Here is a 22,295-nt window from a genome sequence, read left to right on the forward strand (position 1 = left end):
ATCACGCCGGGCTTGCGGAATCGCCCTGCCACCGTGATACCGTTCGACCGGTTGCGGAAGGGAGAATCATGATGCGGACGCATGCGCGGGCGTGGCGGAATCTCTGCATGACGGGCGCAACGGTGCTCGCCGCGCTCGGGGCAGGGACCGCCTTGGCGGAGGGCAAGGCGACGGCCTATGAGGGCAAGCCGGTCAGAATCGGGCAGGGCACGGCACACACGGTGATACGCACCGGTGCCGACGGCGCGGTGGCGGCGATCGGCCTGTCATTCACGGAAGGCACGCTCGAGGCCCTGCCCGTCGCGGCACCCGGCACCAATCCGCGCTTCGCTTACGTTCTGCAGATGCCGACGAAAGGTCCCAAGACGGTCGTCGATCATGTCGTGATCGACTGGGAATCCGTGGGCCACCCGCCACCGCAGGTCTACGACGTGCCGCATTTCGATTTCCATTTCTACCTCGTGAGCCGCGACGAGGTGTCGAAGGTCCGTTTCAACGGCCCGAACGACTCGGGCGATCCGGCTCAGCAGCCGCCGGCCGAACTGATGCCCGCAGGCTACGTGCTGCCGCCGGGCACCGCCGTGCCGCGGATGGGTGCGCACGCGATCAATCCCGCTGCGCCCGAATTCCAGAAGCAACCGTTCACGACGACCTTCATCTACGGCTACTACAAGAAGCGCCTGACCTTCGTGGAACCGATGGCAACGCTCGAATTCCTCAAGTCGAAACTCTCGTTTTCGGCAGCGGTGCCGCGGCCCGCGAGATACGCCAAAGCTGGCGCCTATCCGTCCAGCTACAGCATCGGCTATGACGGGGAGAGAAAGGTCTATGAGGTGACGCTCGGAGACCTGCGGTAAGTCACAGAAAGCCGTGGCGCCGGATCCCGCCGCACCAGCGTCCGGCTCAGTCCTCCAGCGGACGTTCGGGGTGCAGCCGGCGCCACAGCTCCGGCATCGCTTCGGCGGCACGCATCTTCAGGCGATGCGTCACGACGTTGCTGACTTCCGTCTCGCCGGGGTTGATCTCGACGCTGGGAACGCCTTCCCGGGCGGCCCACCAGACGGGGCCGGAGATGTAGGGAAAGACGCTGGTGGTACCGATCGACACGACGAGGTCGAGGCCGTGCGAAATCAGCGTTTCCAGGCGGTGCAGGCCGGCTTCGGGGAGCATCTCGCCGAACAGCACGACGTCGGGACGCAGGACGCCACCGCATTTGGGGCAGGCGGGGGGAAGCTGGAGGCCGGCATAGTCCTTGACGCTGCGGCGGTGCGTGCATTCGGTGCAGCGCAGGTGGTGCACGGTGCCGTGGATCTCGATCAGGTGGCGGGAGCCGGCGTCGCTGTGCAGGCCGTCGACATTCTGCGTGAGCACCCACACGCCGGGCTTCTCATGCTCCAGCGCGGCGATGATGCGGTGCGCGATGTTGGGCTGGGCGCCGCGGCAGTTGGCTTCGATCTGGGCGATGTACTTCCACGCGATGTCGGGGCGGCGGCTCATCATCCGGCCGGAGAGCGCATCCTCGATCATCAGTCCCTCGTCGGTGAGCCGCTCGTGGTACAGGCCACCGATGCCGCGGTAGGTCGGCAGGCCGGAGTCGGCGGACATGCCGGCGCCGGTGATGAAGAGGATGCGGGAGGCGTCGGCGATCAGGCGCGCGACGCGGTCCAGGGTGTCCGCTTCGCTCACGCTTTCTCCACCTCTACGAGGCAGTCGTAGAAAGTCGGCCCGCCGCCCAGGTCAGTCAGCGCGGGCGAGGTGACGGCGTTGGCGTTCTCGCCGTCGCCCGAGAGTTTGCGCCACCACACCGAGGGGCACACGACGAGGCCCGGCCGCACGCGGTCCGTGACGACGGCCTGCGCGTGGAAGGCGCCGCGGTCGTTGCCTATGCGCAGGCGCTCGCCTCCGGCGATGCCGCGCGGCGCGGCGTCGTCGGGGTGGATCTCGAGCTTCGGCCCGCCTTCCTGTTCGAGGAAGCGCGGCAGGTTCGCGAAGCTGGTGTTGAGGAAGTTCCGCGCGGGTGGCGAGATCATCGCAAGCGGATAGCGCGCCGCGAGCGCCGGATTGCTGACGGGCGACTCGTGCGGCGGCACCCAGCCCGGCAAGGGGTCGAAGCCGCGCTGCGCGAGCGAATCCGACCAGAACTCGCACTTGCCCGAAGGCGTCGGGAAGTTACCGCTGGCAAAGGGCGCGAAGGGGCGTGGCAGGTTCAGTCGCGCCCAGCCGCGCGTGCGCAGCGTCTCGGGGTCCAGGCCCAGCGCGCGGTTGTCCCGGCGCTTGAAGGCCTGCGCCGCGATCTCATCGTCGGACTCGCACAGCGCCGCATCGCTGAAGCCCATGCGCGCAGCGAGCAGCCGGAACACTTCGCTGTTGGGCTTCGCCTCGCCCAGCGGCGCGATCGCGGGCTCGTTCGTCAGCGCGTAGAGGTGGCCGTAGGCCTTGTGCACATCGCGGTGCTCGAGCTGGCTGGTCGCGGGCAGCAGGATGTCGGCGTAGTCGGCGGTGTCGGTCTGGAAGAGCTCATGCACGACGCAGAAGAGGTCTTCGCGCAGGAAGCCTTCGCGCACGCGCGTGCCGTTGGGGGCCACCGCGACCGGGTTGGAGTTGTAGACGTAGAGCGCGCGGATCGGGGGCTCGTCCGCGGCGAGCAGCGCCTCGCCTATCGTCGCCATGTTGATCGTGCGCGGCGCGCGCGCGTGATGCGCGGGGTAGAGATCCGGCCGCTCCAGCGCCTGCTGGTCGACCGGAAAGTTGCCGGATGTCGACAGCAGCGCACCGCCCGCGGGATGGCGCCACGCGCCGGTGAGCGCGGGCAGGCAGGCGATGTTGCGCATCACCGTCGCACCGCCGGCGCAGCGGTTGAGGCCGTAGTTGAGGCGGATCGCCGCCGGCTTAGTGCTGCCGTATTCGCGCGCGAGGCTGCGGATGGTGTCGGCCGGCAGGCCGGTGAGCGGCGCCGCCCATTCCGGCGTGAAGGCCTGCACGCGTTCGGCGAGCGCGTCGAAACCGACCGTGTACGCGTCGATGTAGTCGCGATCGATGAGGCCGTCGGCGATCAGCACCTGCATCATCGCCAACGCCAGCGCACCGTCGGTGCCGGGCCAGGGCGCGAGGTGGACGTCACACTTCGCGGCCGTCTGCGAGCGCCACGGGTCGATGCACACGAGTTTCGCGCCGCGCCGCTTCGCCTCCAGGATGTAGCGCCAGCCGTGCAGGTTGGACACGACCGGGTTGCCGCCCCAGATCAGGATCAGCCTGGCGTCGACGATGGCTTCCGGGTCCATGCCGACCGAGGCGCCCATCGTCGCCTTCCAGCCTGCCGCACCCGCCGACGCGCAGATCGTGCGGTCGAGCAGCGAGGCGCCGAGGCGGTGGAAGAAGCGGCGGTCCATGCTCTCGCCCTGCACCAGGCCCATCGTGCCGGCATAGCTGTAGGGCAGGATCGCGCGCGGATCGTCGGCGGCGATCGCGGCGAATTTTTCCGCGATGGTGTCGAGTGCCTCGTCCCACGAGATGCGCTCGAAGCGCCCTTCCCCCTTGCGCCCGACGCGCTTCATGGGGTGCAGCAGGCGCTGGTCGGAATAGACGCGTTCGAGGTAGTGCGCGACCTTGGTGCACAGCGCGCCATTCGTGAAGGGCAGGTCGTCGGCGCCGCGGATCTTCGTTGCGCGGCCATCCTCGACGGTGACTTCCATCGCGCAGGTGTCGGGACAGTCGTGCGGGCAGGCGGCGCGGACGACCTTGCTGGCAGCATTGCTCATGACCACTCCTGAATCACCACGGACCGCGCGGCGCGCGCCAACCCGCAACCATCGGGCCGGACTCCCGACCTTCCGCCGACGGCCGGCTGATGAGGGCCGGCCCGCCGCATGTTCAGCGCTGCTTCGCGGCCGCGGCGCTCAGTTCGATGTATCGGGCGCGGTCGGCCTCGAAACGCGCACGGGTCGCTTCGAGTTCTCGCGTCCTCTCCTCCATCAGCCTGCCCTGCGTCGCCAGCTCGCTGTCGATCGAACGCAGGTTGGCTGCGAGATCGCGCGGCAGGTCGCGCCCCTTGTGGAACTCGGCTTCCTTCTCGAAGCGCTGGCGCTTCGAGCGCAACTCCTTGTCGCGCTTGCGCGCCTCTTCGATGCTGCGCTCGATGTCGCCGATGTCGCGCTCGCGGCGGCGGTCGAGGTCGTCGACACTCGCGTAGGTCTCCAGCAGGGCCTGGTCGACGCGGCGCTGCTTGACCTGACGGGTCTCCTCGTCCTTCTTCTGCTGCTCCACGGCCTTGCGGCGGGCAATTTCGTCCGCACTCAGCGGCGCGGACACCTCGCGCTTGATCGTGCCCTGCGCCCCCATCTCGCGGTACGCACGGCCATAGCAGGCCTGCGGCAGCACGTCGCCGCACTGGCGCCGGCCATCGCCATCCTCGCAGCAATACACCTTTGCGCCGGCCGTGTTCGCCAGCGTCAGGCCGAGCAGGAGCGCGGCGAGGAGTTCAGGACTGCGTCGCGATGCCATAGGTGTTCCGGTAGGCCTGCACGGCCACGAGGTTGGCGGCCAGCTCGGGACTGTCGCCCAGGTAGCCGATCAGGTCTTCGAGCGTCGCGACGGCAACGACGGGGATGCCGAAGGACTCGCGCACTTCCTGCACCGCCGACTTCTCGCCCTTGCCGCGCTCCATGCGGTCGAGCGCGATGACGACACCGGCCGGCTCGGCGCCCGCGCCGCGGATGATGTCGACCGACTCGCGCACCGAGGTGCCGGCGGAAATCACGTCGTCGAGGATCAGCACGCGGCCCTTGAGCGGCGCACCGACGAGGGTGCCGCCTTCGCCGTGGTCCTTGGCCTCCTTGCGGTTGAACGCGAAGGGCAGGCTCACCCCCTGCTCGGCCAGGCGGATCGCGACGCCCGCGACCAGCGGAATGCCCTTGTAGGCCGGTCCGAAGAGCATGTCGCACGGCACGCCCGCGGCGACGATGGCGCGCGCGTAGAAGCCGCACAGCTCGCGGAACGAACTACCGTCGTCGAACAGCCCGGCGTTGAAGAAATACGGCGAATTGCGCCCCGCCTTGGTCACGAACGACCCGAATCGCAGCACGCCCTTGTCGCAGGCCAGCGCGATGAAATCCCGGCTAAAATCCACGCTTTGCATCCAGTTCTGGGTTATCCGGCCGAATGTTACGCATCATCACTCTAAACCTCAACGGCATCCGCTCGGCCACCACCAAGGGCTTCCTCGACTGGCTCGGCGCGCAGGATGCGGACGTCGTCTGCCTGCAGGAACTGAAGGCGCACGCCGTCGACCTCAGCGACGCGATGCGCGCACCGGCCGGCTACACCGGCTACTTCCACCACGCCGAAAAAAAGGGTTACAGCGGCGTCGGCCTGTACGCGCGGCGCACGCCGGACCGCGTCGTCGAAGGGCTGGGGATCGCCGACATCGACGCCGAGGGCCGCTTCCTGCAGCTCGATTTCGGGCAGCTCTCGGTCGTGTCGCTGTACCTGCCCTCGGGATCGAGCTCCGAGGAGCGCCAGCAGATCAAGTTCAGCTTCATGGAACGCTTCCTGCCGCACATGGCGCAACTCCACGCGAGCGGGCGCGAAGTCGTGATCTGCGGCGACTGGAACATCGCGCACAAGGCAATCGATCTCAGGAACTGGAAGTCGAACCAGAAGAACTCCGGCTTCCTGCCCGAGGAGCGCGCGTGGATGACGCGCGTGCTCGATGAACAGGGCTGGGTCGACGTCTACCGCCGCCTGCATCCGGACGCCACCGACGCCTGCTACACGTGGTGGTCGAACCGCGGCCAGGCCTGGGCGAAGAATGTGGGCTGGCGCCTCGACTACCAGCTCGCGACGCCGGGCATCGGCGCGACGGCGCGCGAGGCGCGGGTGTTCAAGGAGCAGCGCTTTTCGGACCACGCGCCGCTCACGGTCGATTACGACTGGGCGGGCTGAAGAACGCCCGCGCGGACGCGCCGCAGGACACCAAGGCGAAGCTGCGCGCCCCCGTCACGAAGCCGCTGTAAAGGGACTCCAGCGCCCGGGACGCACCGCGTCCGGCGGAAAACGTCACGCAGGATAGGCTTTCAGCATTTGCCATCGCGCCGGAATGGGGCTAGCCTGAATGTGCCTCGTGCGCTCGCGCGCGCCACAGTTCCCAGCACAGACAGGGGTACGAAAAATGTCCAACAACGCCGATGTTTCCCGCGAAAAACTCGTTTCCGACTTCAAGGTCGTACTGAGTGATGCCGAGGAGTTGCTCAAGCTGACCGCCGGACAGGCCGGCGACCGGCTGAGCGAAGTCCGCGGCCGCCTCGGCGACCGCGTGGTCGCCGCGAAGGACCGCATTTCCGACATGGAGGCTGCGGCGGTCGAACAGGCCAGGAAGGTCGCCAACGCCACCGACGACTACGTGCACAAGAACCCGTGGCAGTCGGTCGGAATCGCCGCCGGCGTCGCCTTCCTGCTCGGACTGCTGTCGGGCCGTCGCTGACTCCGTGGCCGAGGAGCATAAGCGGGCCCTTGCCGGCAGCCTGCGTGGCTTCCTGGAGGCCGGCCTTGCGACTGCCCAAACGCGGCTGGAGTTGCTCGCCGTCGAGGCGCAGGAAGAAAAGCTGCGCCTCACGGGGCTGCTCTTCAACACCCTCTTGAGTGCGGTGTTTCTCGGTTTCGGCGTCGTGTTCCTGGCGGTGTTCCTGACGGTCCTGTTCTGGGACGACCACCGCCTGCTCGCGCTGGGGCTGGGCACCGTCGCCTTGTTCGCGGGCGGGGTGCTGACGGCGCGCAACGCGGCGCGTGAAGTGAAGCGCGGCAGCCGCCTGTTCGCGGCGAGCCTGGGCGAACTCGCGCGCGACCGCGAGGCGCTGCGGCCACGCGAATGAACCCGCAACAGGTCGAACTGGCACTGCGGAAGCAGCGCCTGCAGTTCGACGCCGAGCGGCAACGCGAAACGCTCGTCGCAGGTTTCGAACGCATCGAATCCGTGCTCGATATCGTCGACCGCGCCCGCGACCAGGCGCGCGGACTGCGCGACCATGTGCCGCTGCTGTCCGCACTGGCGTTCGCCATCGTGCTCCTCCGGCCGCGCCTGGCACTGCGCGTGGCACGCCGCGCCTGGTTCGGATGGGTGCTCTACCGCCGGCTCGGGCGCGGCCTCGATCCCCTGATCGGCTTCCTGCGGCGCTTCGCGGCCTGAGGGCCGGCGTGTCCGCTGCGCGTGCGGGCCGGACCTCGCATGCCTGCATCGTGGGAGCGCCTGTCCCGGCGGTCCGGTAGAATTGCAGGATTCAATCACACCGCAGGAGATCCGCGATGTCCGTCGATCTGGACGAAATCGTCCGCGTGCGCGAGGAGGCCGACTGCCTGGCCGACGGCGCGACCGTGAATGCGGCACTGGACCGCATGGCCGCGGAAATCACCGCACGGATGGCGGACAAGAATCCGCTCGTCTACGTGGTGATGAACGGCGGCATGATCCTGGCCGGACAGATCCTGCCGCGCCTGCCCTTCCCGCTCGAGCTCGCTTACCTGCACGCCACGCGCTACGGCCACGCGCTGAAGGGCGCAGACCTCGACTGGCGCATGCGACCGACGCAGGACCTGCGCGGACGCGCGGTGCTGGTGCTCGACGACATCCTCGACGAGGGCCACACGCTGCACTTGATCCTCGAATACCTGAAGGGCGAAGGCGCCGCGGAAGTGCGCTCGGCGGTGCTCACCCACAAAGTGCACGAACGCAAGGCCTATCCGGGCATGCGCGCGGACTTCACCGGGCTCGACGTCGCCGACCGCTTCCTGTTCGGCTGCGGCATGGATTACAAGGGCTACTGGCGCAACGCGCCGGGCATCTACGCGGTGAAGGGACTCTGAGGAACAGGACGATGCTGATCACCTTCAAGTCGGCCGCGGGCGCCGATGTCATCATGTTCGGCGAGATCGCGAAGCGGCTCGTCGCGATCCTCGGCAAGGATCCGCAGGACGGCAAGGGCATCGTCACCGTCGAACAGCTGCCAGACGCGATCGCGCGCCTGCGTGCGGCGATCGACGAGGACAAGGCGCGCCAGGCCGGCCACCCGCAGGACGAGGACGAGGACGAGGACGACCCCGATCCCGAGCGCCACGGCATGGCCGCGCCGGTGAGTCTCGCGCAGCGCGCATGGCCGCTGCTGGATCTGCTGCAGCTGTCGCAGAAGGACGGCGTGCCGGTGGTGTGGGGCGTGTAAACGCACTGCGCGGCGTGCGCTCCTTCAGGCGTTGCAGGTGGCGCGGGCGAGCGCGGCGCGCACCTTCGCGAGGTCGAAGCTGCGCCAGCGCGCAGCGACATGCTGGTCGGGGCGGATCAGGTAGCTCGTGCCGGGCTTGAGGTCGTAGCGTTCGCGGATGCGGCCTTTCGCGTCGATCAGCGTTTTCACGCCCGCGGGCGCCTTGCCACGTTCGGCGACGACCAGCACTTCGACGGGAATCGTGCCCTCCGCGAGCGCGGCGAAGGCATCGGCCGTCGCGGCATCGACGTCGCCCGCATCGGGCGTGCCGTACAGCAGCCGGAAGCGGTTGCCGGCAGCCTGCAGCAGCCATTGCTCGCCGCTCGCCGTTTCGATCGGCGCGTCGTCCATCGGCGCGCCGGGCACCATGTTGCCGGCGAAGACTTCCACGTCGGGCGTGTTGAGGGACGACTCGACGAGGAAGCTCGGCACCGACAGACGTCCCGAATTCACCAGCGCACGCGCGAACGGGTAGTCCTTCGCCAGCCCCAGCACGGCATTGCGGAAGGTCCGGCTGGTCGCACTCTTGGGGGTGATGAAATCGGTCGAGCGCGTCGAGTTCATGAGATTCTCGTCGGCCGCGGCGACGCGCTCCCCGGAATAGGTGTCGAGCAGGCGCTCGGGCGCCTTGCCGTCCAGCACCAGCCCGAGCTTCCACACGAGGTTGTCGGTGTCCTGGATGCCGGAGTTCGCGCCGCGCGCGCCGAAGGGCGAGACCTGGTGCGCGGCGTCACCCGTGAACAGCAATCGCCCGTGGCGGAATTCGTGCATGCGGCGGCACTGGAAGGTGTACACGCTGACCCATTCCAGTTCGAACTCCCTGTCGTCGCCGAGCATTGCCTTGATGCGCGGGATCACCTTCTCGGGCTTCTTTTCCTCCTCCGGATCGACGTTCCAGCCAAGCTGGAAGTCGATGCGCCACACGTTGTCGGCCTGACGGTGCAGCAGCACCGACTGGTTCGGGTGGAAGGGCGGGTCGAACCAGAACCAGCGCTCGGTGGGGTAGTCCGCCTTCATCACGACGTCGGCGATCAGGAAGCGGTCCATGAAGATCCTGCCCTCGATGTCCAGCCCCATCATGTGGCGGATCGGGCTCCTCGAACCGTCGGCGACCACCACCCAGCCGGTGTCGATCGAATACACCCCGTCGGCCGTCTCGACGCGCAGCGCGACGCGCTCGCCGTGGTCGGTGACCGCGATCACGTTGTTCTTCCAGCGCAGGTCGATGTTCGGCAGCGACTGCGCGCGGCGCACGAGGTATTCCTCGAGGTAGTACTGCTGCAGGTTGATCATGCCCGGGCGGTGATGGTCGGGCTCGGGGCACAGGTTGAAGTTGAACACTTCCTCCTCGCGGAAGAAGGTGCGGCCGACGTTCCACGACACGCCCTTCTGCACCATCTCCTCGGCGCAGCCGAGGCGGTCCAGCACTTCCAGCGTGCGCTTCGCGTAGCACACGCCGCGCGAGCCGATCGATACCGTGTCGTCGTTGTCGAGCAGCACGACGGGCACGCCATGGATCGCCAGGTCGATCGCCGCGGTCAGGCCGACCGGCCCGGCGCCGACGACCACGACCGGATAGCGCCCCTCGCTCCCCGCTCGCCCCGCGGCGAGCTCCGACGGGCGCCGGTATTCGAACTTCGGGTACTGGTAGGTGCTCAGCACGGGTGCCTCCTCCTTCCTGTCGTACTTGCCGACGCCGCCTTCCATCAGGCGCATCACCAGCCGCCGTTCGGCCCGGCCGGCGCTGTGCATGTCGCATGATGATGCGGTTTCATGCCAGCCCGCAATTTGTTGATCGTCAATGCATTCGCTACCATTGAATTCCTGCCGCGTCCGGTACGCCGTACAACGGCCAAGATTTGCGCCCCATGGGAGATAAGACCTTGAACCACGATCTCGGTGCCGAGCGTCCCGGCGAACGGGGCAACGACCGCCGCGGCATCCAGTCGATCGAAGTCGGCGGCGCGCTGCTGCAGGCGCTGGTGCGCGAGGGCGCACCAATGATCCTCAAAGATCTGGCGCGCGAAGCGGGCATGCCGCCGGCCAAGGCCCACCCCTACCTCGTCAGCTTCGGCAAGCTCGGCCTGATCGAGCAGGATCCGCTCACCGGCCGCTACGGCTTGGGCGCCTTCGCGCTGCAAATGGGCCTGACGGCGCTGCACGGCCTCAACCCGCTGCGCGTCGCCGCCCCCGAAGCGGCGCGGCTGTCCGACGAGATCCAGCAGAACGTCGCGATCGCCGTCTGGGGCAACCAGGGGCCGACCATCGTCAGCATCGAGGAATGCAGCCGCCAGGTGCATGTGAACATGCGTGTCGGCACCGTGATGGACCTCCTCAACTCGGCCACCGGCCGCACCTTCGCCGCCTTCCTGCCGGCGCGCATGACGACCGCCCTCATCGCGGACGAATTCGCCCGTCAGGCCCTCACGCGCGAACAGCTCGAGTCCGAGTTCGCCGAGATCCGCCGCGAGCGCCTCGCCCGCGCCCTCGGCAAGCCGATCCCCGGCATCAACGCCTTCACCGCCCCGGTCTTCGACCACACCGGCCATCTCGCGCTGGCGATCACCGCCATGGGCCCCAGCAGCAGCTTCGACCCCGACTGGAACGGATCGATCGCGAGGAAACTGCGCACGTGCGCGGAGGCGATTTCGGCGCGGCTGGGGAAGACGGGCTGATCAAGGAAGGCGGGCCGGAGCGGCATCCGGGCGAGGTGCAGCCCCGGCTCAGTGGCGGAATCGGAACTGCGGCCGACCGCCCGGGGGCGCGGCGACAAGCGCGCGCCGACCGATCGGACGGCCCGCCCGACGGAGTTTCGGGCGGTTCAGGAAGCAGGCTCGCGCAGCAGCGTTAGCAGATGCTGGGCGATGCCCGCCGGTGCCGCGATGCTGTCGACACTGCCGGTGGCAATGGCCGCCTTTGGCATGCCGAACACCACGCACGACGCCTCGCTCTGGGCGAAGTTGCAGGCCCCGGCGCGCTTGAGCGCACGGATGCCCTCGGCGCCGTCCGCACCCATACCCGTGAGGATGACCCCGACCGCATCGCGGCCGGCACTGGCAGCCGCCGCGTGGAAGAGCACGTCCACCGACGGGCGATGGCGATTGACCGGATCGGCCTGGCTCAGCCGGATCACGTAGCCCGCGCCGGCGCGCTCGACCAGCATGTGCGAATGGCCGGGGGCGATGTAGGCGTGTCCGGGCAGGGCGCGCTCCCCGTCCTGCGCTTCCTTGACGCGGATCCGGCAGATTTCGTCCATGCGCTCGGCGAACATGGCGGTGAAGAGTTCCGGCATGTGCTGCACGACGAGGATGGGAGGGGCGTCGGCCGGCATGTGCACCAGCACATCCCGCACCGCGTCGACGCCCCCGGTGGAGGCGCCGATGACGATCAGCCGGCCCTTGGTCCGCACGCCGGGGATGCGGCCGGTCAAGCCGGCGGCCACCTCGGCGCGCCGCCCGGGCGGCAGGCGCAGCCGCGCGCACGCAGCGGCGCGGATCTTGTCCGCAACCTCCTCGCCGAAGGCGGCGAGCGCCAGGGCGTCGTGGCCGGCCGGCTTGGTGACGAAGTCCACCGCGCCGAGCTCTAGGGCCCGCAAGGTCACGTCCGCGTGCTCCTTGACCAGCGAGGACACCATGATCACCGGCATCGGGCGCAGGCACATCAGTTTCTCGAGGAAGGTGATGCCGTCCATGCGTGGCATCGTCACGTCCAGCGTCAGCACGCGCGGATTCAGCGCCTTGATCTTTTCGCGCGCGACGTAGGGATCGCCGGCTGCGCCAACGACGCGCAGATCGGCCTGCGCATTGATGATCTCGGCCAGCATTCCGCGCATCACCGCAGAGTCGTCAACCACCAGCACGTCGATCGGCGCGGCGGTCTTCATCAGAACAGATCCACTTCGCCGCCCATCCGCGACACGCCCAGGCGCCGGGCGTGGCGATCCTCGCGTGCGATGACGGTCTCCTGGTCGGCGCTGCGCAGCTCCTTCAGCAGCACGCGCCCGGTCTGGGTGAAGAAATACAGCTTGCGCGGCAGCACGCCCCCCAGATCGCTGGCGACCACGGCGATACGCTCGCGCCGCAGGTAGGCGAGTGCGAACGCGGCGTTGCGCCGGCCGATGTCGGTCACCCCCTGAAGGACGCGCGCGCCGCCGAACACCTTGGCGAGCAGGCGATATCGCTCGGCGCCGAGGCCCAGCAGGCGGTTGATCAGGACCTCCATGGCATAGGCGCCGTAGCGCGCCGACGGGCTCAGCTGCCGTCCGGGGTCGCCGCCGCATTCGGGCAGCATGAAGTGGTTCATGCCGCCGATGCGCGCGACGGGATCGTAGATACAGGCCGACACACACGAACCCAGCACCGTGACGACCGCCAGATCACGACCCGAAACGTAATAGCCGCCCGGGCCGATCTTGGCCGCGAGACGGTTGAACTCGCGATCCAGGTACAGATCGGCAGCGTCCGAGGCGAGCGCTCCGCGCTGCGGTTCGGCAAAACCGGTGCCCGGGGCCATCGACATCCCTCACTCGCCACCGGGGACGGGCCGCCCGCCCGCGGCGGGCCGAACCGGACGGGCGGATTGCATGGTGCCTAGAACTCCTTCCAGTCCTCGCCGCCGGCGCCCGCCATCGCCAGCCGCCCGACCGGCATGTGCGGGGCCCGCCGCTCCGCCGCAGGGCTCCAGTCCGGCGCGCGCCACGCACCGGGCTCGGCGGCGCGATCGCTGCCATCGTCGAGCTTGAAGCGGCGCACCATCTCGGCGAGGCGCAAGGCCTGGTCCTGCAAGGATTCACCCGCCGCAGCCGACTCCTCCACCAGGGCGGCGTTCTGCTGGGTGACCTTGTCCATCTGGCTCATCGCCTGATTCATCTGCTCCATCCCGGCCAGCTGGTGTTTGGAGGCGACCGCGATCTCGTCCATGATCTGGACCACCTGCTGGATGCCGGTGAGCACTTCCAGCATGGTCTTCCCGGCCGCATCCACCATCACGTTGCCGGCCGCGACCTTTTCCACCGAGTCGCCGATCAGGGTCTTGATCTCCTTGGCCGCCTCGGCGCAGAGCTTGGCGAGATTGCGCACCTCGCCGGCCACCACCGCGAAGCCACGACCCTGCTCGCCGGCGCGGGCCGCCTCGACCGCCGCATTCAGGGCCAGAATGTTGGTCTGGAAGGCGATGCCGTCGATGACGGCGATGATGTCGACGATCTTCTTCGAGCTGGCGTCGATCGAGCCCATGGTCTCCACCACCCGATCGACCATCGCGCCACCGCGGGTGGCCACGGCCGAGGCGTTGGCCGCGAGCCCGTTGGCGAGCTCGGCGTTTTCCGCGTTGCCCTTGGCGGTGGTGACGAACTCGGCGATGCTCGCCGCCGTCTGCTCGAGGCTCGACGCCTGCTCCTCGGTGCGTTGGGAGAGGTCGGTGTTGCCCGAAGCGATCTCCTCCGATGCGGTGGAAATGGTTTCGGTCCCGCCGCGCACCTCGCGCACGATGGTCTTGAGGTTCTCGTTCATGCGCTTGAGCGCGGCGAGCAGCATGCCCACCTCGTCCTGGGTGGTGACCTCGATGTTGCCGGTGAGATCGCCGTCGGCCACCCTGTTCGCCAGGTGCACCGCCTCTGCGATCGGGCGGGTGATCGAGCGCGCGAGCAGGTAGGCGAAGATCGCCGCGAAGGCCTCGAAGAGGAGCGTGAGGACGGCGAGCGCGACCAGTTGGCGGTCGACGGTGAGCCCGGCGTCGCCGGCAGCGGCATCCAGGCTTTCGACGTAGCCCGCGCCGAAGGCGCGCACCGCCTCCTCGTAGGCCAGGGCCGTCGTCGCGACCCGCTGGCGCAGTTCCCCCAGCGCCGCGCGATCGCCCCGCGGGCGGAACCCCGCCACGGCGTCGCGCGCGGCATCGTAAGCGGTGCGCGCATGGCCGACCTCGGCAAGCAGTCGCCGATGCTCACCGGTCAGGGGCAGCGCCTCGATGCGCGCCTGGATCGCGGCGATCTCGTCGTTCGCGTCCTTGGCCGCCACCGCCAGCCGGGCGGTGAGCGTCGCGTCGCCGCTGTGCGCGAGCGCGATTGCGCGCGCGCCGTTGGCGGTCACCAGCCCCTGCCACTGGACGAGCGTGCGCTGGACGTCCACGCTGCCGTTGGCGCGATCAACCAACCCGCGCAGCGAGGCGACCTGCCAGACCTGAAGCGCCACCAGCAGCGCGACGCCGGCACCGGCCAGGAAGGCCACCAGCCAGATCTGGGTTTTTATCTTCAACCGGGTGAACTTCATGCTTGCTGTGCTCCTGCCAATGATGGGATCCCGCTCACTGCCCGGCCTCGCCGGCCACCTCGTCCATGAGCGCCATGTCGCTGCTCGACATCAGCCGTTCGATGTCCACCAGAATCAACATGCGCTCGCCTTCCGTGCCGAGACCGAAGATGTAGTCCGTGTCCACCGCCGAGCTGAAGCTCGGCGCAGGCCGGATCAGCTCGGCGGCGAGCGCCACCACGTCGGACACGCCGTCCACCACGATGCCGACCAGGCGGCCGGCAAGGCGCAGGATGATCACGATGGTCGTGGCCCCGTAGGGCGGATGGGGCAGGCCGAACTTGATGCGCAGGTCGACGATCGGCACGATCTGGCCGCGCAGGTTGATCACCCCCTTGATGAAGGGCGGCGTATGCGCGATCTCGGTCACGGTGTCGTAGCCGCGAATCTCCTGGACCCGGAGAATGTCGATGCCATACTCCTCCTTGCCCAGGGTGAAGGTCAGGAATTCGCGCCGCACCGCCTCGGCGGCGGCTACCGGATAGTTCATCGACTCAGGTCTCCTCGAACGGGATTGCCGCTCATCGCATGGCGGAGCGCACCAGGGCATTGACGTCCAGGATCAGTGCCACACGGCCATCGCCGAGGATGGTCGCCCCGGCGAAGTATTCGAACTTGCGGTAATGGGTCTCCAGGCTCTTGATCACCACCTGGTTCTGGCCCAGCAGGCCGTCCACCGGCAGGGCGACCCTGCGCCCGTCGGCCTCGAGCAGCAACAACAGCGCCGGTCCGGCGGCGTCGGTGCACGGACGGCCACGGATGGGGTCGGCACCGGCCACTGGCACGTAGTCGCCGCGCACGTCCACGACCCGGCCGTGCCCCGCGATCGTCCTCACCTCGCCCTCGCGGGGGGTCAGGCATTCGACGATGAAGCGCATCGGCACGATGTAGGTTTCATGGCCCACGGCGACCGACATGCCGTCGACGATCGCCAGGGTCAGCGGCAGGCGGATGATGAAGGCAGTGCCCGCGCCGGGGGTGGATTCCACCCGCAGGCTCCCGCCCAGCTCGTCGATGTTGCGCCGGACCACGTCCAGGCCCACGCCGCGCCCCGACAGGTCGCTCACCGCGTCGGCGGTGCTGAAGCCGGGCAGGAAGATGAACTGCGTGGCCCGCTCGCCATCAAACTCCTCGTCGGCACCGATCAGCCCATGGTCGATCGCGTTCGCGCGCACCTTGTCCCGATCGATGCCGCGTCCATCGTCGCGCACCTCGATCTCGATGTTCCCGCTCACGTGCTCGGCGTGGAGCGTGAGCACGGCGGTGGCGGGCTTGCCCGCGCGCGTCCGTTCGGCCGGCGGCTCGATGCCGTGGTCGAGGGCGTTGCGCACGAGATGGGTGAGCGGATCGATGAGCCGCTCGATCACCGTCTTGTCGAGCTCGCTCTGCTCGCCGGAGATCTGCAGGCGGACCTGTTTGCCCAGTTGCTGGGAGACGTCCCGGACCAGGCGCGCGAAGCGGCCGAAGGCGAAGCTCACCGGCAGCATGCGGATGCCCATCACGCCGCGCTGGAGTTCGCGGGTGTTGCGCTCTAGCTGGCTCACGGCCGCCTTCAGGCGCGCGAGGCGGCCCATGTCGAAGCCGGCTGTCAGCTGCTTGAGCATGGTTTGGGTGATGACCAGCTCACCGACCAGGTCCACCAGCTCGTCGGCCTTCTCGGCGCTCACGTGCAGGCTGCCGGTACGCACGGCGGTCACCGGCTCGGGCTCGTCGCCGGCTTGCGGCGCGCTGGCCGATGGCGGGGCCGGCGCGCCAGCGTCGCACCCCATCGGGGCAAGCTCGTCGATGCACACCTCACAGCACGTGCTCACCCAGTCGAGAATGTCCTCGATCTCCGCGCGCGCGGCGTCGGTGCTGAGCGCCAGCTCCCACGCCAGGTAGCACTGCTCCGGGTCGAAGGCGGCGAACTCGGGCACGGCCGCGGCGTCGACCTGAACCTCCACTGCGCCGAGGGCGGCCAGCGCACGAACGAGGCGCAAGGGGTCGTTGCCGCTGTGGAAGAAGTCGCGATGGGGGCGGAACGCGATGCGAAAGCACTTGTCCCCCGCTTGCACGGGTGCGGACGTCATCACCACGGCGGGCGCCGGGGGCGCCTCGCGCAGCCAGCCCAGCAGCCGCTCGCGCAGCGCGTCGGCGCGTGCCGCGTCGGGGGCGGTACCGTTCTCGGCTGCGCGCAGCAGGGCGCGCAGGCAATCGACCGAGGCCAGCACGGCGTCGATCATCTCCGCATCGGGCTCGTGCCGCCCCCTGCGGACCTCGTCGAGCAGGGTCTCCACCTCGTGCGCGAAGCCGGCGACGGCGTCGAAGCCGAGGCTGCCGGCGGTGCCCTTGATCGAGTGCACCGCGCGGAAGATCTCGTTCAGCCGCTCCGGCTCCCGGCTGCCCTGCTCGATGTGCAGCAGGGCGTCCTCCATGACGCACAGACCCTCGGCACTTTCTGCGAAGAAGACGGCGTTGAACTGCGTCAGGTCAATGGTTGACATAGAAGTCGACCAGCACCTGATTGACCGCTCCGAGAAGGCCTTCCGGCGTGAACGGTTTCTCGACCCAGCCCGACGCGCCCCGCTTCATCGCCTGTTCGAGGTTCTCGTCGGCGCTGCCCTTGGCCAGGATCATGATCGGCGTGTTGCGGTAGGTGCGCAGCGCACGCAGCTGCGGGATGAGTTCCAGGCCACCCATGCCCGGCATGTTGATGTCGGTGAGCACGAGGTGCACCCGGGTCACCTTCGCCAGATCGAGGGCCTCCTCGGCCGAGCAGGCATCGAGCACCCGATGGCGCCCGCTTTCGAGCACCGTGCGGACGATCTGACGCATCGACCCCACGTCGTCCACGACCAGTATCCTCGCCATCGCCGCGGCTCCTAGTCCAGCACCCGCCGCAACACCGAGATCAGAGTGTCGGGATCGAAGGGCTTCACCAGCCAACCGGTGGCGCCGGCGGCCTTGCCGGCCTGCTTGAGCGCCGCATCCGATTCGGTGGTGAGCATCAGGATGGGGGTGAACTTGTAGCCCGGCAGCTCGCGCAACGCCTTTACCAGCTCGATGCCGCTGCGTCCCGGCATGTTCACGTCGGCGACCACCAGATCGAAGCGCCGGACGCGCGCCCGCTCGAGCGCCTCGTCGGCATTCCCCGCCTCGTCGACCTGATGGCCGGCGCTGGCGAGGGTGAAGCGCACCATCTGGCGCATGGTGATCGAGTCATCGACGGTAAGAACGTGTGCCATCGGAGCAGGCCTCTCGCGTTAGAACAGTTCCACCGAGCCGCCGTCCTTGGGCACGACCGGGCTCGGCACGGGATGGGGTTCGTCCGCCGCGATGACGGCCGCCTCGCGCAACTCGAGCGGCACGCTGACGCCGCCACGGACAAGCTGGAAGGGCGCGTCCGCCTTGACGGACGAGTTCAGCCAATAGCCCGCCTCTCCCTTGAGCCGCGTCGACTCGTCCGCAATCACGCGCAGGTCCTCGATCACCCGGCTGAGCACGGGCTGGTGCAGGCGCTCGAGCTTCTGCTGGGTGATGTCCTGGAACTGCATGGCGACGATGATCCGGTTGATCTCGACCTGGACGTCGTTGCCGATCAGGTTGATGTGCTCGACCGCGTCCTTCACCTCGGCGGTCTTGTCCATCATGGCGAGATTGAGCTGGGCGACGTCGACCTTTGCCTGGGTTGCGGCGCGCGCACCGATCTCGGAGGCCGTGCGCATCGTCTTGTGGCTTTCGACGAGTTGCTCGCGGATCGCGTCGAGGTTGAGGCGGATGCTGCGGGTGGTCTCGTGGGCCTTTTCGCTGATCGAGCGGATGGTGTCGGTGAGGGTGACGAGATGGCGGTGATTGGCCGCACTGCCCGCCAGCATGGACGACTCAAGGGCGAGCTTGCCGGTCTGCTTGGCCATTGCGCGCAGCTCGTCCAGCAGGTCGTCCACGGTCACCGTGTGCTCACGCATCTTGCGCTGGTGCTCTTCGAAGGCGCCGGTCACCGCAGCAAACTCGATCATGCGCTCCGTCACCGAGCTCAACTGACTCTCGTAGGCGTGGATGTAGTCGGGCAGGGACAACCACGCGCCGTTCTTGGCGGCCTGATCGCCGTCCTCGGACCGCAGCAGCTTCATCGCGCATTCGGTCTGCGCGGCCGTCTTGTTCATGATGGCGCTAAAGCTTTCGCCGATCTGGACGATCGCCGATTCGACGTGCTTGAGAACCTGCCCCACCTCAGTCTGGACGCGCCTGAGGTCGCCCTGGGAGTGCTCGGATGTGTTCACCCAGCGATGGACGTGCGTGTGCAGCGTGAAGATGGTCTGGTGCATCAGGTCACGCTGCTCCGCGTCGCGACGGCGCGCCTTCCGCAGCCGCTCCGCCGCATCGCATCCCCCGTCGTCGGCGGCCCGCTCGTCCCGGGCGGGCGGCAGGATGCGCACGAGTATGAACACGGCGGCCGCCAACGTGAGCAGCAGCGACACGGCGATCGCCCACAGAGGAAGGAGGAAGATGGACCACAGCCAGGGGGCGAGCAGCGCCGCCCCCACCAGGGGCACCCGGGCACGGTGATCGCGCAGGGCCAGGGCAACCGGGTTCACGCCGCGATCCCCAGCAGCGCCGACAGTGCCAGCAGGTCCGCCGCCTGGGCCAGTTCGCCCGAGCAGCCCTGCCAGCGCAGCGGTACCCCGCGCCTGCCCAACTCGCGGGCAAGGACCACAAAAGCCTGCAGCACAGCGGTATCGACGCGCACGAGCCCGGACGCATCCACATTCACCGCCCGCGGTTGCCGCTCGAGAACGTCGCCGATGAGGGCGCAGAGCTCACCCGCGTCGGATATGCTCGATTCCATCGGACAGAACAGCGAAAGTTCTTGGTCTTCGTGTGACGAGATCCGAAACATCTGTCTTACGACATCCGTAGTTGTGCAGCAGCGCGAAAAGGGCCGCAAGAGAGGGCCGCAAAAATTTGTAACAGTCTATCCTTCGCGGCGACCTCGGGCGCTGCCGTTTGTCGTCCGGAAATGGCTTCTCGTCACCTTTCGAGGCGAGCCTGTTGACACCGGCGGAGCGAGTCAATCCCGTCACAACGCGGGCGGCAAATCCCATAATGAAATCATGGTCATGGTGAGAGCCTGCTCACCGGGAGCAAGATAGGCATTCCCCCACGTGCGTGGGGATGAACCGCGATAAGCGGACACACCGGCCACGGAACTCAAGGCCACGCCTACAGGCGCGCCGCCTGGCCTCAATCATCCATACCGGGACCGGGATGCGGCGCCGACCGTGCGTCGACATCCGCCCCGCGCGCCTCGTGCGCGATCCAGTCATGGACGGTGGCCACGCGCGGGTCGGCGAGCGCACCCGCGGAGTAGACCAGGCAGTAGCGCTTGCCGGTGCGCACGCTCTGCCGGAACGGTGCCACCAGCCGCCCGCTGTCGAGTTCGTCCGTGATCAGCGTGCGGCGCGCAATCGCCACCCCCATGCCGGCGATCGCGCACTGCATCGTGATGTGGTTGCGGTTGAACATGTAACCGCGGCGCACCTCGACCTGCGGAGCGCCGATCGCCTTCAGGTAGCGCTCCCATTCGGCATAGGGCTGACTGCCGCGCCATGCCGTCATGTCGTGCAGGAGCGGGTAGTGATCCAGCGCGTCGGGCGAATCGAGCGGCGGGCGCCCCTGCAGCAGCAGCGGCGAGCACACCGGGAAGATCTCTTCCTCGAGCAGCACCGTGCTCTGGAACCCGGGGTAGGTGCCGTCGTTGAGGTCGATGGCGAGGTCGAACTCGCCGTCGCGCAGCGAATAGGTGCTGTCTTCGGCTTCCACCTTCAACTCGATCTGCGGAAAGCGTTGCATCAGTCCGGGGAGCCGCGGCACCAGCCAGGTGGCAAGGAAGGACGGCAGCGCGCGCACGCGCACCACGCCGCTGAGCGCGCCGCCGCGCAGGCGGCCGATGGCCAGGTCCACGGCCGCATAGGCCGGATCGACCGCCGCGAGCAGGCGACTGCCCGCATCCGTGAGTTCGAGACGCCGCGGCAGGCGGCGGAACAGGCGCTGCCCCAGCCAGTCTTCCAGCAGTTTGATCTGCTGGCTCACGGCACCCGTGGTGATGTGCAACTCCTCGCCTGCACGGGTGAAGGAGAGATGGCGTGCGGCAGCGAGGAATACTCTCAGCCGGGTATGGACCTGCGACGGCGCGGCGGAAGCCATGGTTTAGTTTTACTGAATCATCGGTGAAAAACTATCGATTGAGCGGCCTTCCTTGCCACATGAAAATGCATTGATGCCGCTATAAGTATTTTCGCTATTAGCTGGATTAAATCAACACCTGTCTTTCATCCGGAGCCTCCATGTCCATCAGCGTCCTCGATTTGTTCAAGATCGGTATCGGGCCTTCCAGCTCGCACACGGTCGGGCCGATGCGCGCAGCCTGCGATTTCGTCGCCGTCCTGCGACAGCAAGGGCTTATGGAGCGGGTGCACCGCGTCGAGGTGAAGCTGTACGGTTCGCTGTCGGCGACCGGCATCGGCCATGGCACGGACCGCGCGGTGGTCGCGGGGCTGATGGGCGAGAGGCCGGACACGGTCGATCCCGATTTCGTCGTTTCCGCGGTCGACCGTGTGCGCAGTGAAGGCAGGCTCCCGCTCGGCGGCACGGTGACGGTACCCTTCGACTGGGAGCGCGACCTGCGCATGCTGCCGGTGAGCCTGCCTTACCACCCCAATGCGATGCGCCTCGCCGCCCATGGCGACGAGGGCGTGGTGTACGAGAACACCTATTACTCGGTCGGCGGCGGCTTTGTCGTGAACGAGACGCAGGCACAGGCGGGGAGCGCGGCCGAGGCCGAACTCGCCTTGCCCTACCCCTTCGAAACCGGTGCCGAGATGCTCGCACAGTGCCGGCGCCACGGGCTGCGCATCAGCGAGCTGATGCTCGCCAACGAAAGCGCCTGGCGCAGCGAGGCGGAAACGCGCGCCGCGTTGCAGCGCATCTGGGACGTGATGCTCGGCTGCATTGGCCGCGGCACCACACAGGAGGGCTTGCTGCCAGGCGGGCTGAAGGTGCGCCGCCGCGCGTCTGCCCTGCACCACAAGCTCAGCGAGCGGGCAACCGGACGCAACCTGATCAGCGATACGATGGCCGCGCTCGACTGGGTGAATCTGTACGCACTCGCGGTGAATGAGGAAAACGCCGGCGGCGGCCGCGTCGTTACCGCGCCGACCAACGGCGCCGCTGGCATAATTCCGGCCGTGCTGAACTATTACATGGAATTCATGCCCGGCAGCAGTGCGCGCGACGCGGACAGTTTCCTTCTCGCCGCGGCGGCGGTCGGCGTGCTCTGCAAGAAGAACGCCTCGATCTCCGGCGCCGAAGTCGGCTGCCAGGGCGAGGTGGGTTCCGCCTGCGCGATGGCTGCGGCGGGGCTGACCGAAGTGCTCGGCGGCACGCCCGAGCAGGTCGAAAATGCGGCCGAAATCGGCCTCGAACACAATCTCGGACTCACCTGCGACCCGGTCGGAGGCCTCGTGCAGGTACCCTGCATCGAGCGCAACGCGATGGCCTCGATCAAGGCGATCAACGCGGCCCAACTCGCATTGCGCGGCGACGGCGCGCACGCGATCTCGCTCGACCAGGTCATCCTCACCATGCGCGACACCGGCCGCGACATGCTCGACAAGTACAAGGAGACTTCCCGCGGCGGCCTCGCCGTGAGTTTCCCCGAATGCTGAGCGCACCACACCCGCGCTCCACTTCCGCCCCAAAAGGGCGC

General features: G+C 68.2%; 24 protein-coding genes. 9 read left to right on the top strand and 15 right to left on the bottom strand.

Annotated elements, in window-relative coordinates; translation table 11 throughout:
* Positions 1-107: 107 nt before the first annotated feature.
* On the top strand, positions 108-857 hold the full coding sequence (locus F464_RS0103780) for a DUF5602 domain-containing protein (protein WP_018988445.1): 750 nt from the start codon (positions 108-110) through the stop codon (positions 855-857).
* A gap of 46 nt (positions 858-903) precedes the next feature.
* Here the strand turns inward: F464_RS0103780 and F464_RS0103785 are convergent, their stop codons facing one another.
* The 4 genes from F464_RS0103785 to pyrE form a co-directional block, all read right to left on the bottom strand.
* Positions 904-1,686 carry an NAD-dependent deacylase gene (locus tag F464_RS0103785; RefSeq protein WP_018988446.1) on the bottom strand — a complete coding sequence of 261 codons (783 nt, stop codon included), beginning with the start codon at positions 1,684-1,686 and terminating at the stop codon, positions 904-906.
* A complete protein-coding gene (locus tag F464_RS0103790; protein WP_018988447.1) occupies positions 1,683-3,758 on the bottom strand; it encodes a molybdopterin-containing oxidoreductase family protein in 2,076 nt (691 codons plus the stop codon). Before F464_RS0103790 ends, F464_RS0103785 begins: the two co-directional genes overlap by 4 nt.
* A 112-nt stretch (positions 3,759-3,870) precedes the next feature.
* Positions 3,871-4,500, bottom strand: a complete 630-nt coding sequence (locus F464_RS0103795) for a hypothetical protein (protein ID WP_018988448.1) — start codon at positions 4,498-4,500, stop codon at positions 3,871-3,873.
* Positions 4,478-5,125: an orotate phosphoribosyltransferase gene (pyrE, locus tag F464_RS0103800; RefSeq protein WP_026295719.1), complete on the bottom strand. Its 648-nt coding sequence runs from the start codon at positions 5,123-5,125 to the stop codon at positions 4,478-4,480. The genes F464_RS0103795 and pyrE overlap by 23 nt, the downstream gene beginning before the upstream one ends.
* 32 nt (positions 5,126-5,157) lie before the next feature.
* Here pyrE and F464_RS0103805 point away from each other — a divergent pair, with 32 nt between their 5' ends.
* The 6 genes from F464_RS0103805 to F464_RS0103830 all read left to right on the top strand — a co-directional run bounded on the left by F464_RS0103805 (position 5,158) and on the right by F464_RS0103830 (position 8,207).
* Positions 5,158-5,940 (top strand): exodeoxyribonuclease III, encoded by a 783-nt coding sequence (locus F464_RS0103805; protein WP_018988450.1) that lies wholly within the window; start codon positions 5,158-5,160, stop codon positions 5,938-5,940.
* Between the two features lie 226 nt (positions 5,941-6,166).
* Entirely contained in the window at positions 6,167-6,478 is a 312-nt protein-coding gene (locus F464_RS0103810) for a DUF883 family protein (protein WP_018988451.1), read from the top strand.
* 4 nt (positions 6,479-6,482) lie between these two features.
* Positions 6,483-6,866, top strand: a complete 384-nt coding sequence (locus tag F464_RS0103815; RefSeq protein WP_018988452.1) for a phage holin family protein — start codon at positions 6,483-6,485, stop codon at positions 6,864-6,866.
* Complete coding sequence (locus F464_RS27810) at positions 6,863-7,180, top strand: YqjK-like family protein (RefSeq protein ID WP_018988453.1); 318 nt, start codon at positions 6,863-6,865, stop codon at positions 7,178-7,180. Before F464_RS0103815 ends, F464_RS27810 begins: the two co-directional genes overlap by 4 nt.
* 116 nt (positions 7,181-7,296) lie before the next feature.
* Complete coding sequence (locus F464_RS0103825; protein ID WP_018988454.1) at positions 7,297-7,854, top strand: hypoxanthine-guanine phosphoribosyltransferase; 558 nt, start codon at positions 7,297-7,299, stop codon at positions 7,852-7,854.
* Between the two features lie 11 nt (positions 7,855-7,865).
* Entirely contained in the window at positions 7,866-8,207 is a 342-nt protein-coding gene (locus F464_RS0103830) for a DUF1840 domain-containing protein (protein ID WP_018988455.1), read from the top strand.
* Positions 8,208-8,231: 24 nt separating this feature from the next.
* On the opposite strand, the gene F464_RS0103835 is transcribed toward F464_RS0103830, so the two are convergent.
* Entirely contained in the window at positions 8,232-9,908 is a 1,677-nt protein-coding gene (locus F464_RS0103835; RefSeq protein WP_026295720.1) for an FAD-dependent oxidoreductase, read from the bottom strand.
* 206 nt (positions 9,909-10,114) lie between these two features.
* Here F464_RS0103835 and F464_RS0103840 point away from each other — a divergent pair, with 206 nt between their 5' ends.
* On the top strand, positions 10,115-10,921 hold the full coding sequence (locus tag F464_RS0103840) for an IclR family transcriptional regulator (RefSeq protein ID WP_051092245.1): 807 nt from the start codon (positions 10,115-10,117) through the stop codon (positions 10,919-10,921).
* A 146-nt stretch (positions 10,922-11,067) separates the two neighbouring features.
* Here F464_RS0103840 and F464_RS0103845 read toward each other — a convergent pair whose 3' ends face one another.
* From F464_RS0103845 to F464_RS0103890, 10 genes are all read right to left on the bottom strand, one after another.
* Positions 11,068-12,129, bottom strand: coding sequence for a protein-glutamate methylesterase/protein-glutamine glutaminase (locus F464_RS0103845; protein WP_018988458.1), 1,062 nt, complete (start codon positions 12,127-12,129; stop codon positions 11,068-11,070).
* A complete protein-coding gene (gene cheD, locus F464_RS0103850) occupies positions 12,129-12,764 on the bottom strand; it encodes a chemoreceptor glutamine deamidase CheD (RefSeq protein ID WP_018988459.1) in 636 nt (211 codons plus the stop codon). Before cheD ends, F464_RS0103845 begins: the two co-directional genes overlap by 1 nt.
* 71 nt (positions 12,765-12,835) lie before the next feature.
* Positions 12,836-14,512 (bottom strand): methyl-accepting chemotaxis protein, encoded by a 1,677-nt coding sequence (locus F464_RS31875; RefSeq protein WP_018988460.1) that lies wholly within the window; start codon positions 14,510-14,512, stop codon positions 12,836-12,838.
* A gap of 34 nt (positions 14,513-14,546) precedes the next feature.
* Entirely contained in the window at positions 14,547-15,041 is a 495-nt protein-coding gene (locus tag F464_RS0103860) for a chemotaxis protein CheW (RefSeq protein WP_018988461.1), read from the bottom strand.
* A gap of 31 nt (positions 15,042-15,072) precedes the next feature.
* Positions 15,073-17,034, bottom strand: a complete 1,962-nt coding sequence (locus F464_RS0103865) for a chemotaxis protein CheA (protein ID WP_018988462.1) — start codon at positions 17,032-17,034, stop codon at positions 15,073-15,075.
* Complete coding sequence (locus F464_RS0103870) at positions 17,021-17,401, bottom strand: response regulator (RefSeq protein ID WP_018988463.1); 381 nt, start codon at positions 17,399-17,401, stop codon at positions 17,021-17,023. Before F464_RS0103870 ends, F464_RS0103865 begins: the two co-directional genes overlap by 14 nt.
* Positions 17,402-17,412: 11 nt before the next feature.
* On the bottom strand, positions 17,413-17,775 hold the full coding sequence (locus F464_RS0103875; RefSeq protein WP_018988464.1) for a response regulator: 363 nt from the start codon (positions 17,773-17,775) through the stop codon (positions 17,413-17,415).
* 18 nt (positions 17,776-17,793) lie between these two features.
* On the bottom strand, positions 17,794-19,125 hold the full coding sequence (locus tag F464_RS0103880) for a hypothetical protein (RefSeq protein WP_018988465.1): 1,332 nt from the start codon (positions 19,123-19,125) through the stop codon (positions 17,794-17,796).
* Positions 19,122-19,376 carry an STAS domain-containing protein gene (locus F464_RS27815; RefSeq protein ID WP_018988466.1) on the bottom strand — a complete coding sequence of 85 codons (255 nt, stop codon included), beginning with the start codon at positions 19,374-19,376 and terminating at the stop codon, positions 19,122-19,124. Before F464_RS27815 ends, F464_RS0103880 begins: the two co-directional genes overlap by 4 nt.
* Before the next feature lie 395 nt (positions 19,377-19,771).
* Positions 19,772-20,734, bottom strand: coding sequence for a LysR substrate-binding domain-containing protein (locus tag F464_RS0103890; protein WP_018988467.1), 963 nt, complete (start codon positions 20,732-20,734; stop codon positions 19,772-19,774).
* Between the two features lie 140 nt (positions 20,735-20,874).
* Between F464_RS0103890 and F464_RS0103895 the strand changes: the two genes are divergently transcribed.
* Positions 20,875-22,254 (top strand): L-serine ammonia-lyase, encoded by a 1,380-nt coding sequence (locus F464_RS0103895; protein WP_018988468.1) that lies wholly within the window; start codon positions 20,875-20,877, stop codon positions 22,252-22,254.
* Positions 22,255-22,295: the final 41 nt, after the last annotated feature.

It is taken from the genome of Aromatoleum toluclasticum ATCC 700605 (assembly GCF_000378245.1).
Taxonomy (GTDB): domain Bacteria; phylum Pseudomonadota; class Gammaproteobacteria; order Burkholderiales; family Rhodocyclaceae; genus Aromatoleum; species Aromatoleum toluclasticum.

Coding starts and splice junctions, on each gene's coding strand:
- F464_RS0103780 (WP_018988445.1), top strand. CDS start 108: ATGACGGGCGCAACGGTGCTCGCCGCGCTCGGGGCAGGGACCGCCTTG.
- F464_RS0103790 (WP_018988447.1), bottom strand. CDS start 3,758: ATGAGCAATGCTGCCAGCAAGGTCGTCCGCGCCGCCTGCCCGCACGAC.
- F464_RS0103795 (WP_018988448.1), bottom strand. CDS start 4,500: ATGGCATCGCGACGCAGTCCTGAACTCCTCGCCGCGCTCCTGCTCGGC.
- F464_RS0103805 (WP_018988450.1), top strand. CDS start 5,158: ATGTTACGCATCATCACTCTAAACCTCAACGGCATCCGCTCGGCCACC.
- F464_RS0103810 (WP_018988451.1), top strand. CDS start 6,167: ATGTCCAACAACGCCGATGTTTCCCGCGAAAAACTCGTTTCCGACTTC.
- F464_RS27810 (WP_018988453.1), top strand. CDS start 6,863: ATGAACCCGCAACAGGTCGAACTGGCACTGCGGAAGCAGCGCCTGCAG.
- F464_RS0103825 (WP_018988454.1), top strand. CDS start 7,297: ATGTCCGTCGATCTGGACGAAATCGTCCGCGTGCGCGAGGAGGCCGAC.
- F464_RS0103830 (WP_018988455.1), top strand. CDS start 7,866: ATGCTGATCACCTTCAAGTCGGCCGCGGGCGCCGATGTCATCATGTTC.
- F464_RS0103840 (WP_051092245.1), top strand. CDS start 10,115: ATGGGAGATAAGACCTTGAACCACGATCTCGGTGCCGAGCGTCCCGGC.
- F464_RS0103845 (WP_018988458.1), bottom strand. CDS start 12,129: ATGAAGACCGCCGCGCCGATCGACGTGCTGGTGGTTGACGACTCTGCG.
- cheD (WP_018988459.1), bottom strand. CDS start 12,764: ATGTCGATGGCCCCGGGCACCGGTTTTGCCGAACCGCAGCGCGGAGCG.
- F464_RS31875 (WP_018988460.1), bottom strand. CDS start 14,512: ATGAAGTTCACCCGGTTGAAGATAAAAACCCAGATCTGGCTGGTGGCC.
- F464_RS0103860 (WP_018988461.1), bottom strand. CDS start 15,041: ATGAACTATCCGGTAGCCGCCGCCGAGGCGGTGCGGCGCGAATTCCTG.
- F464_RS0103865 (WP_018988462.1), bottom strand. CDS start 17,034: ATGTCAACCATTGACCTGACGCAGTTCAACGCCGTCTTCTTCGCAGAA.
- F464_RS0103870 (WP_018988463.1), bottom strand. CDS start 17,401: ATGGCGAGGATACTGGTCGTGGACGACGTGGGGTCGATGCGTCAGATC.
- F464_RS0103875 (WP_018988464.1), bottom strand. CDS start 17,775: ATGGCACACGTTCTTACCGTCGATGACTCGATCACCATGCGCCAGATG.
- F464_RS27815 (WP_018988466.1), bottom strand. CDS start 19,376: ATGGAATCGAGCATATCCGACGCGGGTGAGCTCTGCGCCCTCATCGGC.
- F464_RS0103890 (WP_018988467.1), bottom strand. CDS start 20,734: ATGGCTTCCGCCGCGCCGTCGCAGGTCCATACCCGGCTGAGAGTATTC.
- F464_RS0103895 (WP_018988468.1), top strand. CDS start 20,875: ATGTCCATCAGCGTCCTCGATTTGTTCAAGATCGGTATCGGGCCTTCC.